The sequence below is a fragment of the Methylobacterium sp. WL1 genome (assembly GCF_008000895.1).
GTDB lineage: Bacteria > Pseudomonadota > Alphaproteobacteria > Rhizobiales > Beijerinckiaceae > Methylobacterium.
In genome coordinates, this window is the sequence record NZ_CP042823.1 from 3,722,940 (window position 1) to 3,736,175 (window position 13,236).

Annotated in this window: 14 protein-coding genes; 8 read left to right on the plus strand and 6 right to left on the minus strand. The window is 70.3% G+C overall.

Annotated features, from left to right (window positions below):
- Window positions 1-15 precede the first annotated feature (15 nt).
- Together FVA80_RS18035 and FVA80_RS18040 are read right to left on the minus strand one after the other, a co-directional pair.
- Window positions 16-1,275, minus strand: a complete 1,260-nt coding sequence (locus FVA80_RS18035) for a hypothetical protein (RefSeq protein ID WP_246692013.1) — start codon at window positions 1,273-1,275, stop codon at window positions 16-18.
- A 178-nt stretch (window positions 1,276-1,453) separates the two neighbouring features.
- Window positions 1,454-2,611, minus strand: coding sequence for an aminotransferase class V-fold PLP-dependent enzyme (locus tag FVA80_RS18040; RefSeq protein WP_147906290.1), 1,158 nt, complete (start codon window positions 2,609-2,611; stop codon window positions 1,454-1,456).
- A gap of 146 nt (window positions 2,612-2,757) precedes the next feature.
- Here FVA80_RS18040 and glp point away from each other — a divergent pair, with 146 nt between their 5' ends.
- Window positions 2,758-3,996, plus strand: a complete 1,239-nt coding sequence (gene glp, locus FVA80_RS18045; RefSeq protein WP_147906291.1) for a gephyrin-like molybdotransferase Glp — start codon at window positions 2,758-2,760, stop codon at window positions 3,994-3,996.
- Between the two features lie 67 nt (window positions 3,997-4,063).
- Window positions 4,064-4,939: a 4-(cytidine 5'-diphospho)-2-C-methyl-D-erythritol kinase gene (locus FVA80_RS18050; RefSeq protein ID WP_147906292.1), complete on the plus strand. Its 876-nt coding sequence runs from the start codon at window positions 4,064-4,066 to the stop codon at window positions 4,937-4,939.
- Between the two features lie 41 nt (window positions 4,940-4,980).
- Here the strand turns inward: FVA80_RS18050 and FVA80_RS18055 are convergent, their stop codons facing one another.
- The gene (locus FVA80_RS18055) at window positions 4,981-6,795 is read right to left on the minus strand and encodes a chloride channel protein (RefSeq protein ID WP_147957851.1); all 1,815 of its coding nucleotides are present in this window, start codon (window positions 6,793-6,795) and stop codon (window positions 4,981-4,983) included.
- A gap of 151 nt (window positions 6,796-6,946) precedes the next feature.
- Between FVA80_RS18055 and FVA80_RS18060 the strand changes: the two genes are divergently transcribed.
- Window positions 6,947-7,375 carry a helix-turn-helix domain-containing protein gene (locus FVA80_RS18060; RefSeq protein WP_147907207.1) on the plus strand — a complete coding sequence of 143 codons (429 nt, stop codon included), beginning with the start codon at window positions 6,947-6,949 and terminating at the stop codon, window positions 7,373-7,375.
- Between the two features lie 43 nt (window positions 7,376-7,418).
- Entirely contained in the window at window positions 7,419-8,222 is an 804-nt protein-coding gene (locus FVA80_RS18065; RefSeq protein ID WP_147907206.1) for a methyltransferase, read from the plus strand.
- Between the two features lie 256 nt (window positions 8,223-8,478).
- On the opposite strand, the gene FVA80_RS18070 is transcribed toward FVA80_RS18065, so the two are convergent.
- Window positions 8,479-9,498, minus strand: coding sequence for a polyprenyl synthetase family protein (locus FVA80_RS18070; protein ID WP_147907205.1), 1,020 nt, complete (start codon window positions 9,496-9,498; stop codon window positions 8,479-8,481).
- A 167-nt stretch (window positions 9,499-9,665) separates the two neighbouring features.
- On the opposite strand from FVA80_RS18070, the gene FVA80_RS18075 reads away from it, so the two are divergent.
- Window positions 9,666-9,890: a DUF2007 domain-containing protein gene (locus tag FVA80_RS18075; RefSeq protein ID WP_147907204.1), complete on the plus strand. Its 225-nt coding sequence runs from the start codon at window positions 9,666-9,668 to the stop codon at window positions 9,888-9,890.
- The gene (locus tag FVA80_RS18080) at window positions 9,887-10,630 is read left to right on the plus strand and encodes a methyltransferase (protein ID WP_147907203.1); all 744 of its coding nucleotides are present in this window, start codon (window positions 9,887-9,889) and stop codon (window positions 10,628-10,630) included. The genes FVA80_RS18075 and FVA80_RS18080 overlap by 4 nt, the downstream gene beginning before the upstream one ends.
- Before the next feature lie 12 nt (window positions 10,631-10,642).
- Here the strand turns inward: FVA80_RS18080 and FVA80_RS18085 are convergent, their stop codons facing one another.
- A complete protein-coding gene (locus tag FVA80_RS18085; protein ID WP_147907202.1) occupies window positions 10,643-10,954 on the minus strand; it encodes a hypothetical protein in 312 nt (103 codons plus the stop codon).
- Window positions 10,955-10,987: 33 nt separating this feature from the next.
- Window positions 10,988-11,674: a trna delta -isopentenylpyrophosphate transferase gene (locus FVA80_RS18090; protein ID WP_147907201.1), complete on the minus strand. Its 687-nt coding sequence runs from the start codon at window positions 11,672-11,674 to the stop codon at window positions 10,988-10,990.
- Window positions 11,675-12,290: 616 nt separating this feature from the next.
- On the opposite strand from FVA80_RS18090, the gene FVA80_RS18095 reads away from it, so the two are divergent.
- Together FVA80_RS18095 and FVA80_RS18100 are read left to right on the plus strand one after the other, a co-directional pair.
- Window positions 12,291-12,719: a MerR family transcriptional regulator gene (locus tag FVA80_RS18095; protein WP_147907200.1), complete on the plus strand. Its 429-nt coding sequence runs from the start codon at window positions 12,291-12,293 to the stop codon at window positions 12,717-12,719.
- Complete coding sequence (locus tag FVA80_RS18100) at window positions 12,655-13,077, plus strand: carboxymuconolactone decarboxylase family protein (RefSeq protein ID WP_147907199.1); 423 nt, start codon at window positions 12,655-12,657, stop codon at window positions 13,075-13,077. The genes FVA80_RS18095 and FVA80_RS18100 overlap by 65 nt, the downstream gene beginning before the upstream one ends.
- The last annotated feature ends 159 nt before the right edge of the window (window positions 13,078-13,236 follow it).

Here is a 13,236-nt window from a genome sequence, read left to right on the forward strand (position 1 = left end):
GACGTCCGAGACCCGTCAGGGCATCGCCGCCGCCACCCGCTGCCCCCGCGACAAGCTTCGGAACGCACCCATCGACCAGGCCAAAGTCGCGATCTCAGAGGCGAGGAGTCCAAGGAGCGCCGTGGCGGGGGGCAGCAGCAGGAGAAGCGGCACCATGAGGGCGAAGCCGAGGGTGGCGCTCGCCACGGCTCCCGCCGTGATCGTCCGGAAGGCCGCGGAGGCCTCTAGGTAGGCACGGGGGATCGCGTAGAGCAGCGACACGGCCACCACGCTCCAGATGCCGAGGCCGATCCAACCCATGGGCTCACCAGTGAAGCGGCCCTTGAAGAGCACCTGCTCGATCAGCGGCAGGGTCGCGGCCATCACCAGCCCGTAGACCAGGCAGGCGCCGGCGATCAGCAGGACGTAGCGCGTGACGAGCCGACGGGCGGCCTGAACCTGCCCGGCGGCCAGAAGGCCGCTGATCTCCGGCAGGACCATGTTCATCAGAGCGGCGGTGGGGATGCGCAGCGGCGCGTAGAGCACCAGCGTCGCGGCGATCGGCGCATAGGCGGCCGGACCGGCCAGCAGGGCGAACAGGAGCGTCAGGCCCTGTCCCTGGACGGTGAGGCTGGTCACCCCGGCCAGCGACCACGCCAGGGTCCGCCAGATCGCCCGGTAACGCGCCCGGGCCCGTGCATGGAGCGAGAGTCTCAGACGCTCGCGCAGCGCTCCGTACGCCACCGCGATCGCGATGGCATGGGCCAGCGCGATAGCCAGGAAGGCCCGGTCCAGCAGCGCCGTACCCTCCTCGCCGCTGAGCCCTTGCCAGATGAACGCGGCGCCGCAAACAGCGTAGACGAGGTCGCTCAAGCCTGCGATCCGCGGCTTTCCACGGGCAAGCAGCACGATCCGTAGATAGCTGCGGAAGCCATAGAGACCCACGAACGCCCCCGCGGCCAGCGCGCCGAGACCGATCGCGGGGAGCAGCGCCACGCCGGTGGCGAACGCCATCAGCACGGAGACCAGGGCTGCGCCGGAGCCGAACATCACATCGTAGCCCAGTACCGCCGGCCGGCCGAGACTTCGGGTGAGGTGGAGCGTGGCCGGCACCGTCACCAAGGCGCGGATATAGGTGATGCCGACTGCGCCGACCGTGAACACGATCGCGAACAGCCCGTAATCGTGGGCGCCGAGTTCGCGCACCAGCAGGATGTTCAGCGCAAAGTGGAACAGGCTCTGGATCAGCTCGCCGGACAGGATCACGGCGAACCGTCCCGACAGGGCTGCGCGCACAGAGGCAGTCAGGCGTCGTCCGCGGGCCGGCATGGGAAGGGTGTCACCGGAGCGCGGCATGGGTCTCGACTGATGGTGGGGGCGCCGTCGTCCCGGGGGGGCGATGGCCACGTCTCGGCTCCGGGAACACGGGGCAGCGGTCCGCACGGCATCCGCGCGCCCGACGGAGGCACGGATTCTATCGGCCGGTCCAGTCCGTATTGTTCCGGGTCCCGTGCCCGAGCGCATCCGGAAGTGCGGCGAGACAGCGCGCGATATCGTCCGGGTCGGTCCAGACATGCGGGCTGAGGCGCAGTGCGCCCGAGCGCTCGCTCGCGTAGATCCGTGCCGCCTGCAGGCGATCCAGAAGCCCATCGGGCAGGCCGCCGGGGGCGCGAACGCCGAGGATGTGATCTGCGCGCAGATGCGGGGGCGCAACGGTGAGGCCGAGCGCCGTCACGCCCTCGGCGAGTCGACCGGTCAGGTCCCGAAGCTGCGCCGCGATGGCCGGGACGCCCCACCCGGCGGTGAGCTCGAGACCGGTCGCGGCCATGGAGAGGGCTACGGGATCGTTCAACTCGCCGCGGTCGTAGCGCCGGGCTCCGGTCGCCGACGTGCGATTTCCGATGTTGTCCTCGATCGGCCGGCCCTCCTGCCGATGGGGGGCCGCGTACAGGAACGCGACGCCGTAGGGGCCGAGCGCCCATTTGTAGGTCGGGAAGGCGAGGAAATCCGGCTGCCAGCGGCCCACGTCGACGGGCGTTGCGGCCACCGCCTGCGTCGCATCGATCACCAGGGCCGCCCCCACCGCATGCACCGCCGGTGCGAGCCGATCGAGGTCGATCAGGCTGCCGTCGGTCCAGTGCAGGGGTGTCAGGGTGGTGATCGCGAGCGGCTTGGCTGACGGCTTGTGGATCGCCGCCAGCAGGGCGGCGGTCCAGTCGCCGTCCGGCGGCCGGGGGACTTCCTCGACGGCCAGATCGTGCGCGGCCGCCAGCCGGTCGAAGGCGTAGCGCAGGGACGGGAACTCGTCGGCGATCCGCAGCAGGCGCCCGCCCCGCGCGGGAGCGAGGTTGTACGCGGCGGTCGCCATGGCGTGGCTCACCGAGCCGACGATCGCCACATCGTCCGCCCCCGCACCGATCAGGTGCGCCGCGGCTTCGCGGGCCCGCTCGGCGAGGGCCGGAAACGCCGTCCTGGGATGATCCCAAGGCCGGCTCTTGGTCAGGATGCCCGCCTCGCCGGCGGCCCGGACAACCCGCGGCAGCGGCGACCAGGCTGCGGCATCCAGGTAGCTGACGTCCGCCGGCACCTCGAACAGGTGGCGCAGACTGGCAATCGCTTCGATACGCGGCATGATGCAAGCGAGCGTAGAGGATCGGACGGGCAGCCGCCATCGTCCGGGCTTGATCGCTCAGCCCCGATGCCGCAAGCCGGCGGACCACAGCCCCGCGAGGCACCCGTGCCGACCCGCTTCCTGCCAACGACCGACATCGCGTCACGATGGGACGCCTGAGTCGCGACTGCTTCGACGCTGCCCCCGCGCCCATGCGGGTCGCCGACGCGGTGACGCTGCTGCGCGCGCGCCTGCCGATCCTGTCGGGCGTCGAATCGCTCCCCGTCGACCGGTCCGACGGGCGCGTCCTCGCCGAGGATTTGATCGCTCCGATCGATCTGCCACCGTTCGATAACGCGGCCGTCGACGGCTACGCCGTGCGTGCCGGGGACGTCGCGACTACGGGCGAGACACCCTTGCCCCTGGGCGGCCGTGTCCCGGCCGGGCACGCGCCGGTGGATCCCGGGCCGGGCTTCGCGGTGCGGATCTTCACCGGAGCGCCGATGCCGCCGGGGACCGACGCGGTGGCGATGCAGGAGAATGTGCGGATCGACGGCGACGCCGTGATCCTGCCGGCGGGCCTCGCCTCGGGGTCCAATCGTCGCCGGGCGGGAGAGGATATCGCGCACGGCAGCCTCGCGATTCCGGCCGGCACCCGACTGGGACCGCGCCACCTCGCGCTGGCCGCCGCGCTCGGCCTGCCTGCCCTGCGCCTGCGCGTGCCGCTCCGGGTGGCGTTGTTCTCGACCGGTGACGAACTGACACCGCCCGGCCGGCCCCTCCCGGCCGCCGGCATCCACGATGCCAACCGCCCTATGCTCGCCGCCCTGCTGCGCAGGCTCGGTGCCGAGCCCGCCGATCTCGGCATCCTGCGCGACGCGCCCGGCCCGTTGCGGCAGCGCCTCGAAGCCGCGGCCGCCGACCACGACCTGATCCTCACCACCGGGGGCGTCTCGGTCGGCGAGGAGGATCACGTCCGAGCCGCCGTTGAGGCGTCCGGTGCGCTGACCTTCTGGCGGCTGGCCATCAAGCCCGGTCGGCCCGTGGCCCTGGGCACCGTCGCGGGCACGCCCTTCGCGGGGCTCCCCGGCAACCCGGCCGCGGCCTACGTGACCGCCCTGGTCGTCCTCCGCCCGCTCGTCCTGCACCTGTCGGGCGCACGCGACGAAGCGCCGACGCTGACGGTGCGCAGCGGCTTCGCCCAGGAGAAACGCCCGGGCCGGCGCGAATACCTGCGCGTCCACGTCCGCATCGGAGCGGACGGCGTCGCGGAGGCGGTTCCGTGTGCGGGGGGCGCCCTGTCCGGCCTGTCGGCCAGCGACGGGCTGGTGGAACTCGCCGAGGATCTGAGCGCGATCCGTGTGGGCGATCCCTTGCCATACCGGTCTCACGGGGACTTTGGGTGAGCTGTTGTTCGCGCCCACGAGGCTGTAGAGCGTCAACCCCGTTCTTGCCCGACCCGTTCGAGATCCCGTGCCCGTGCTCGCCGACCGCGCCCCCGCCAAAGTCAATCTGACGCTCCACGTACTCGGACGCCGGGCCGGAGACGGCTACCACGAGTTGGAGAGCCTGGTGGCCTTCGCGGGAACCGCCGACCGCCTCACCCTCGACCCCGACACCGCGCTCGGCCTCACCGTCAGCGGTCCGACCGCCGGTCCGGCCGGTCCGACGGACGACAACCTCGTCCTGCGCGCCGCTCGCGGGCTGGCGGCACGGGTGCCGAACCTGCGAATGGGGTCGTTCCATCTGGTCAAGCGCCTGCCGGTCGCGGCCGGCATCGGCGGCGGTTCGTCGGATGCCGCCGCGGCCCTGCGGTTGCTGGCGCGCCTCAACCACCTGCCGCTCGATCACGCGACCGTGATCGCCGCCGCACGCGGGACCGGGGCCGACGTGCCGGTCTGCCTCGACCCGCGAGCCCGCATGATGCGTGGCGCCGGGGAGGAGATCGGCCCGGTGCTGGGGCTCGCGCCGCTGCCGGCCGTGCTGCTCAATCCCGGCGTGCCGGTTCCGACCGCTCCGGTGTTCAAGGCCTTGGGCCTCGCTGTCGGGCAGACGCTCGACGGCGCGGCCCATCCTGGCATCGCCGGGGGGCTCGGCGCGGACGCCCTCCTGGCAGCGCTCACCCCGGCCCGGAACGACCTGGAGGCGCCGGCGCTCACCGTTGCCCCGGTGATCGGCGAGGCCCTGGCGGCCCTGCGTGAACGGGAGGGATGCCGCCTGGCACGGATGTCCGGTTCCGGTGCGACGGTGTTCGCGCTGTTCACCGACCGCCGCGCGGCGGTGCGGGCCGCCGCCGGCCTGAGGGCCGCACATCCGGATTGGTGGGTGGCGCCGACCTTCCTGCGCTGAACGGCGCGTCGCACCTGCCCTCAGGCCCCTGCCCCCTGCCCTCAGCCCCCGCTTGCCCCCGCGCGGATGCGGTTCCGGCGGAAATACGCCCGGCGCTCGGCCTCAGCGCGGACCGTCGAGGCGCGCACCTGCAACAGGTCCTTGCGGGTGAGGAGCCCGACCAGCGCACCACTCTGCGGATCGGTGACCGGCAGGCGGCCTTGGCCGGCCGACAGCATCACGTCGAGGGCGTGCGAGACCACATCGCCCGGATGGACCAATGCCAAGCCGGCATCCGAGACGCGTTCGGCGAGGGTCTCGTCGGCCGCGTCGTCCGCCCGCATCTCGATCGTCCAGCGGAGCGCGTCGTCGCGCGTGACCAAGCCCACGGGCCGGCGGGTGGCGTCGAGCACCGGATAGGCGTGGTGGGGACCGGCGGTGATCGCCGCCACGGCCTCGGCCACCGGGAGATCCCCCGCGAGGGTGGCGACCTCACGGGTCATCACGGCCTCGACCCGGGCCAGGTCGTAGGGATCGATGCCGTATTCCCGGGTCACGTGCTGTCCGCGCCGGGCGATCTTCTCGGTGAGGATCGACCGCTTGAGCAGCAGCACGGTCACCGCGTAGGCCGCCATTGTGGCGGCCAGCAGTGGCGCCAGGGCGGCGACGTCGCCGGTCACCTCGACGGCGAACACCACTCCGGTCAGCGGCGCCGGCAGGGTCCCACCGAGCATCGCCGCCATGCCGAGCAACGCCCAGAACCCATGCGCGCCGGGGAGGACGAGGCCGATCAGCCAGCCGATCGCGCCACCCAGGATCAGCAGCGGCGCGAGCACGCCCCCGGACGTGCCCGACGACAGCGCCACGAGCCAGATCACCGCTTTCACGACGAGGATCGTCAGCACGGCTGCGGCCAACATGTGCCCGGACAGCAGATCGCGGATCACGTCGTAGCCGACACCGAGCGCCCGGGGCTCCACCAGGCCGCCGAGGCCGACCGCGAGGGCACCAAAAGCGGGCCACCACATCCAGTGGATCGGCAGCCGGCCGAACCCGTCCTCAAGGGCGTAGAGCGCGCGCGTAAGCACACCGGAGATCAGCCCGCAGGCTAGCCCGAGTGCCGCACAGGCCGGCAATCCCCACCACGGCAGCGCCGGATTGTCGGTGAAGGGGAAGAGCGGGCCGGCCTCGAACAGGGCGGGCCGCCAGCATGCCGCCGTCACCGCACCGACCGTGACCGGAACGAGGCTGCGCGGGCGCCACTCGAACAGCAGCACCTCGACGGCGAGCAGCACGGCCGCCACGGGCGTGCCGAAGATCGCGGTCATGCCGGCCGCGGCGCCGGCCACCAGCAGGGTCTTCCGCTCGGCCGCGCTCAGATGGAAGAACTGCGCGAACAGCGAGCCCACCGCACCGCCCGTGACGATGATCGGCCCTTCCGCACCGAACGGCCCGCCGGTGCCGATCGCCACCGCCGAGGAGAGCGGCTTCAGCACGGCTACCTTGGGCGACATCCGGCTGCCGCCGATCAGGATCGCCTCCATGGCCTCCGGGATGCCATGGCCGCGGATCTTCTCAGAGCCGTAACGTGCCATCGCGCCCACGATCAGGGCACCGATTACGGGAATCGCGATCATCCAAGGGCTAGGCGTCGCGCTGGCGAGTGACGTCAGGGCGGTGTCGAACCGGCCGTACCAGGCGAGATTGGTCACCAGACCGATTAGCGTGAGCAGGATCCAGGCGGTTGCGGTGGCGGCCGTCCCAGTGATCACCGCGAGCCCGGCCAGTGCCAGCACGCGCCGATCCGTGCTGAAATCGCCAAGCGTCCGACGCAGCGGCCTTTCGGAGCCGCGCGCGATATCCTGTCCGCCGTCCATACAGCCCTCCGTCCTACGAGGCCTAATTACATCGTGATACGATATATTCAACCGCGTCGCGTTCGGAGCGGGGTGCAGCGAGCCGGCGGAACCCGTATGGATCCGGACGGTGTGCTGCCGAAGACCTGAGCCCGGCACCAGGGAGATCATCGTGGCGTCCGAGGATCCTCAGACCGCGCCGCTGTCTCAGGAACAGTACGCCGCGCTGGCGGAGTTCCGGTACCGGCTGCGGCGCTTCCTGGCCTTCAGCGAGGCGGCGGCAGGCCGGGCCGGCATCCCGCCCCAGCAGCATCAGGCGCTTCTGGCCCTGGCTGGGCATGTCGGGCGCGCGCCACCGACCGTCGGATTGCTGGCCGAGCAGCTCCTGATCGCTCCGCATACGGCGGCCGAACTCGTCGCCCGGATGGTCGATGGCGGCCTGCTCACGAAGGGACGCGCCGCCGAGGATCGACGCCGGAGCGAGCTGGCGCTCACGCCCCGGGCCGAAAACCTGCTGCGCGATCTGACCGCTGCGCATCTCGATGAGCTACGCGGCCTAGCGCCGGCGCTCTCGGGCGCACTCGCCCCCGCGGCGACCTGACGCATAGGGGACTGGATGGTCTGTTTCCGCGGGGGGAACGGAGATGCCGGATCCTTACAGTTCGGCGGTGCTCAGCGCCAAGCTTCGCGGGTTCTACGCGTCGCAGGTAGCCAATCCGAATGCGGCCGACCGGCGCGTCACGGCGGCCTTCGCGGCAGTTCCCCGGGAGCCGTTCGCCGGCCCGGGGCCCTGGTCGATCCTCACCGCGCATGTCTGGCAATCTCAGGATCGCGGCCCACTCTACGTGACCACCCCGGTCGACGACCCCGCCTTTCTGTATCAGGACGTGCTGGTCGCCCTCGACGCAGCACGCGGCATCAATATCGGCCAGCCTAGCCTGCACGCCCTCTGCCTCGATGCGCTCGCGCCCCGGCCCGGGGAGACCGTGGTCCGGGTCGGGACCGGCAGTGGGTATTATACGGCGCTCCTCGCCCATCTCGTGGGGCCGGACGGCCTCAATGCCGGGGCGCCGCGCCCGGCCCGTGCCTGGCTCGACGCGCTGCGGCCGGCGGGCCGACTTCTGTTCCCGCTCCAGGCCGCAAACCGCCGGGGCGGCATGCTTTTGCTGCGCCGGGCCACGGGTGAGGCAGCTTGGCCGGCCCGTTTCGTCTCCATGGCGAGCTTCATTCCCTTCCAGGGCATGTCGGAGGCGGGCGAAGTGGGCTTGTCCAATGCTTTCGCCCAGGGTCCCCTCGCGGCGGTTCGTTCAATCCACTTCGACGCGCCGCCCGATGCAAGCTGCTGGCACGATGGCGGCGATTGGTGCCTCTCGACCCATGAAGCGTCCCGCGGCTGGTGCCTCGTGCTCCATATCGGACCTGGCACAACGTGCAGGCTTTTAGGATGACGCTCTAATTAGGCGAGCACGGCTAACTGGCCGGCAACGCGGCCGGTCCCGATCTTTGCCTCAGCGTGGCGCGAATAGCTCTCGGCGCGCAGATCTCCGACACGGATGCAGACCGCTTGGCGCCTTTCGCTCACCGGAACGACGTCCAAGCTCAGTTCGTGCAGAGCCCAGTAAAGACGCGCGCCAGCGTCATGGTCGGCGTCCTGCTCGATAGTAGGCGAAAGCCCCGGGGCACGCGGATCGAAAGGGGCGCCCTTCAGCGCGCCCGGGCCACGCAGAAATCCACGGCTCCGTTGAGGGCGGCCTTGACCGGACCGTCCGGGAAGACGTCGAGGGCGGCGCGGGCTTGGGCGCCATACTCGTGGGCGCGGGCCACCGTCTCCTCCAGGGCGCCGTGCCGCTGCAGCAGGTCGAGGGCGGTGCCGAGGTCGTCCTCGCCGATCTCACCCTGCTGCAGGGTCCGCCGCCAGAAGCCGCGCTCGCCCTCGCTGGCCCGGCGGTGGGCCAGCACGATCGGAAGGGTGATCTTGCCCTCGCGAAAATCGTCGCCGACATTCTTGCCGAGGGCAGCCGAGGTACCGCCGTAATCGAGCACGTCGTCGATCAGCTGGAAGGCGATGCCGAGGTTCATCCCGTAGGCGCGGGCCGCGACCTGCTCGGCCTCCGGCCGGCCGGCGAGCACCGGCCCGACCTCGCAGGCGGCGGCGAACAGCTCGGCGGTCTTGCCGCGGATCACCGCCAGGTAGGCGGCTTCGTCGGTTTCGAGGTTCTTGGCGTTGGTGAGCTGCATCACCTCGCCCTCGGCGATCACCGTGGCGGCGGCGGACAGGATGTCGAGCGCCCGCAGGGAGCCGACCTCGACCATCATCCGGAAGGCCTGGCCGAGCAGGAAGTCGCCGACCAGCACCGAGGCCTCGTTGCCCCACTTGATCCGGGCGGCGACGCGGCCGCGACGCATGTCGCTCTCATCGACCACGTCGTCGTGAAGCAGGGTCGCGGTGTGCATGAACTCGACGCTGGCGGCGAGCTTCACGTCGCCGTCCGACGGGTCGGCGTAACCGCAGAGCTGCGCGCAGGCGAGCGTCAGGATCGGGCGCAGCCGCTTGCCGCCGCTGGCGATCAGGTGGTTGGCCACCTCCGGGATCATCGCCACGTCGGATCCGGTGCGCGACAGGATCGTGGTGTTGACCCGCGCCATGCCGTCCGCCACCAGCGCGACGAGGTCGTTCAACCCCGCCTCGGTCTCGGGCTTCGGATTCTCGATGGAGAGGGCCATACCCAAGATCCGCGACCTCCAGTCCGGTTCCCCCGCAGGGGGCGGGCGATCCCTTCGCACGCGCCTCGCGGCGCCGCAACATCGGCGCAGAGAGGATATGGTGCGAAGGGAATGCGCAGCGAACGCGACGAATGCGCCGGACGACCGGCATCCTTCGAAGAATTGCGATGATCGTGCTGATTTCCGCGAATGATCCCGTGCTGATCGGCTTTGCCCGCACGGTGCTCGAGGCGGCCGAGATCCCGGTCCTGGTGGCCGACACCCATATGAGCGTGATGGAAGGCTCGATCGGGGCGTTCGGTCAGCGCCTGATGGTTCCGGGCGATTGGGCGCCCCAGGCCCGCCGGTTGCTCAAGGATGCCGGGCTCGCGCACGAGTTGCGTGACCCGTGAGCCCGGAGCCCGATGCCTTCCTGGGCGGGATTTTGCGCCTGCACCAGCCGCCCCGCGGAGCGCACCGGGCCGGGACCGATGCGGTGCTGCTCGCCCGGCTGCTGGTCCCGGCGCCGGGGGAGCGGTTGTGCGATGTCGGCGCCGGGACCGGCGCGGTGGGTCTGGCCTGCGCGGCGCTTCATCCCGGAACCTGCCCGACCCTGGTGGAGCGCGACCCCGAACTGGCCGGGCTGGCCCGGGCCAACGCCGTCCTCAACGGCATCGCGGCTTCGGTGATCGAGGCCGACGTTCTGGCGCCGGCGGCCGAGCGCCGCGCCGCCGGGCTGGAGCCCGACAGCGTCGACCTCGTCCTGACCAACCCGCCGTTCTTCACCGCGGGCCGCCACCGCCCCTCCCCGCATCCCGGCAAGGCGACGGCACACACGTTTCCCGAGAGCGGCCTGGACCTCTGGATCCGCGCCTGCACGGCGGTCCTGCGACCGGGGGGCCGGCTCGGGCTGATCCACCGGGCAGACGCCCTGCCGGCCTGCCTCGACGCCATGAAGGGCCGCTACGGCGGGATCGCGATCCGCCCGGTCCACGCCCGGGCCGAGGCGCCGGCGATCCGGGTGCTGATCGCCGGCATCCGGGGCAGCCGCGCGGCTCCGAGCCTGCTGCCGCCGCTGGTGCTGCACGGCCCCCAAGGCTTCACGCCCGAGGCCGAGGCGCTCCACCGGGGCGCGCCCTGGCCTCGGGCGTGAAGGGCCGTCCGGTCAGGCCGCGAGGGCCGTCGGCACCGCGTCGTCGATGCCGAGAAACCGCTCGACGGCCGGCAGATCCAAGAATCCCAGAAACTCTGGGCGCAGCGGCTCGGGCAGCCCGTCGAAGTTGAGCCCCGGGAACGTGTCGGGATGCGGGTAGAGCTGCCACTCAGCCCCGGGCTCGACCGGCGGGAACAGGATCGCGACTTTCTCGTCGCCCAGGCGCACGATCCGGGTCGGGCTGTACGACAGGGTCTCGATGCTCCAGCCCCGATGATGGTCCCGGCGGGCCTTCAGGGTACGGCGGCGCGTCGTGCGATGCATGGCGGTCTCCTGCGGGTTTGAGCGTTCGAAACTTCAGGCGGCGCTGCGGCGGCCGGTGCGCTTGGGCCAGCCGAGCGCCACGAGGCGCGCCTTGGCGTAGTCGCGGACCTCGTCGCGGGTGCCGGGCGGCATCGCCGCCAGGATCGCTTGGGTGGCCCCGTCGAGCATCAGGTCGGTCACGTCGTTGATCGTCTCGGCACCGTCGATGCGGCGCTTGAGGTCGCCCTCGGCCTCGGTGACCTCGTCGAAGGGCTGGGCCTCCTCGAAATCCTCGTCCACGGCCCGGACCGTGGGCAGGTGGGCGCGGAACTCGTCGGCCTCCTCCTCCGAGTAGACCAGGCCGTGCAGTTCGATCAGCTTGAGGATGACGCGGTCCTTCCCGCGCTTCTCCGCCATGGCGTAGACGTAGGCCGCCTGCTTGCCCGAGACGCGGTAGTTCACGTTGACCAGCGCCTCGCCCATCGACCACTCGACCCGGTCGGCGGCTGGCTTCGCACCGGATTTGGCACCGGGCAGGCGCCCGGTGACCAGCAGCACGGCCTCGTCGCGCTCGGCGCGGATGATCGTCGGCGGCTCGAACACGATCCCGGCCTGGGCGGCGATCCGCTCCAACGTCTTGTGGTAGATGACCGCCGTGCCCTGCACGCGCCAGACGTTGCCCCCGAAGGGCTCCCCGTAACGCACCAGGATGTCGGCGATCTGCTTGTCGGCGGTTCGCATGCGGGGCTCGTTCCGGTGAGAGGCAACCGCGTCATCCACAGTTTTCTACGGCGACGCTCTTTTGTTCCTGTTTTGTTTCATCGTATATGCGGGATCGCGGCGGCGTGCGCAAGGGTCGGGGTCTGCTGTCCGCGGAAATCAGACGGGGCTGCGTCAGTGCGTGCGGGGGCGTCTCAGGACGCATCCAGGGGCTCGGTTTGCCGCGGAGGCGGTGATGGCGCGGGCGTTTCGGATTTCGTTTCGCGGCTCAGGATGGCGACGGGTCCGGCCTCCATCACCCTGTGCCAATCCAACCGCCTCATCTCGGAGCGCCCGCGTCAGGATGCGGGGTTAGGCGGGAGAACGTTCGGGTTCGCGATGATCCTCGCCATCATCGCAAGACCAGCCTAGCAAGTACGGGCCCGGATCTGATCCGATCATGTATGGGACCAATGCTTTCGACCCGTGCCGGCCTTTGGATGGCCGCCGGCCCTTCTGGTCAGCGGCCCTCTTCTGGCCGCCCGGCAACTCGAGTTCGGGGTGAGGACCAGACTGTCGTAGCCCGACCAGATTTTTTTCTTGACTTAGAGTGCGCTCAAACCCGCAGCATTCTTAGCGTCGTGATGAGAAGATATTCGTGAAGATCGGAGAACTCGCGAGGCGTTCGGGATTGTCTGCCCATACGATTCGTTACTATGAGCGGATCGGGCTACTCCCCTATGCTGACCGAGATCAGTCAAACCAGCGTGATTACGACGCGTCTATCCTAGCGTGGATCGCATTCTTAGATCGTCTCAAGACGACCGGTATGCCGATCCGGGACATGCTGCGATACGCAGCATTGCGCGAGCGTGGCGTCATCACTGAGGCTGAGCGCTGTGATTTGCTGTGGGAGCACCGCGAGTGCGTCCGCGCGCATGTGGCCGATCTGCAAGCCTGCCTTCTCGTCCTCGACACCAAGATCGCCGGCTACGCCGGCTCTGACGGGAGGACGCAGGCGTATGACACGACAACACCGCAACGGCGACGAAAGCCGGCTAGAGCGCGGGCAGCGAGCACTCGCTGAGATCGACGGCCAAGCAGGAGAGAAGGTCGTCGCCTCGCTCGCAGAGATCGCCCCTGACTTTGCGACCTACCTTATCGAGTTCCCTTTCGGCGATATTTACAGCCGCCCCGGCCTAGAACTACGTTCCCGCGAGATAGCCACTATCGCGGCACTAACGGCGATGGGCAATGCAGCACCACAACTTAAGGTACACATAGAGGCAGGCTTGAACGTCGGCCTCTCGTGTGAAGAGATCACTGAAGTCATCATGCAGATGGCCGTTTATGCAAGCTTTCCAGCAGCATTAAACGGATTATTCTCAGCCAAAGAAGTGTTCGCGGCGCGTTCGACAGCCGAGCCTTGTGACCCAGGGGCCTGACGCCGCCTTCGTCATCGACAACGGCGCATCGTCGGTCAGGCGGGTCGACCTGACCGGCCATTCGACAAACGTTGCACAGGGCTTCGATGGCGCACCAGTCGCGCGTGGCCGGGCTCGGGACGGCAACCTACCGGTAGACGTATGGGGATCGGCCAGCAA

Excerpts from the sequence above, each read along its gene's own strand:
- FVA80_RS18040 (WP_147906290.1), bottom strand. The coding sequence starts at position 2,611 with ATGCCGCGTATCGAAGCGATTGCCAGTCTGCGCCACCTGTTCGAGGTG.
- glp (WP_147906291.1), top strand. The coding sequence starts at position 2,758 with ATGGGACGCCTGAGTCGCGACTGCTTCGACGCTGCCCCCGCGCCCATG.
- FVA80_RS18055 (WP_147957851.1), bottom strand. The coding sequence starts at position 6,795 with ATGGACGGCGGACAGGATATCGCGCGCGGCTCCGAAAGGCCGCTGCGT.
- FVA80_RS18065 (WP_147907206.1), top strand. The coding sequence starts at position 7,419 with ATGCCGGATCCTTACAGTTCGGCGGTGCTCAGCGCCAAGCTTCGCGGG.
- FVA80_RS18070 (WP_147907205.1), bottom strand. The coding sequence starts at position 9,498 with ATGGCCCTCTCCATCGAGAATCCGAAGCCCGAGACCGAGGCGGGGTTG.
- FVA80_RS18075 (WP_147907204.1), top strand. The coding sequence starts at position 9,666 with ATGATCGTGCTGATTTCCGCGAATGATCCCGTGCTGATCGGCTTTGCC.
- FVA80_RS18085 (WP_147907202.1), bottom strand. The coding sequence starts at position 10,954 with ATGCATCGCACGACGCGCCGCCGTACCCTGAAGGCCCGCCGGGACCAT.
- FVA80_RS18090 (WP_147907201.1), bottom strand. The coding sequence starts at position 11,674 with ATGCGAACCGCCGACAAGCAGATCGCCGACATCCTGGTGCGTTACGGG.
- FVA80_RS18100 (WP_147907199.1), top strand. The coding sequence starts at position 12,655 with ATGACACGACAACACCGCAACGGCGACGAAAGCCGGCTAGAGCGCGGG.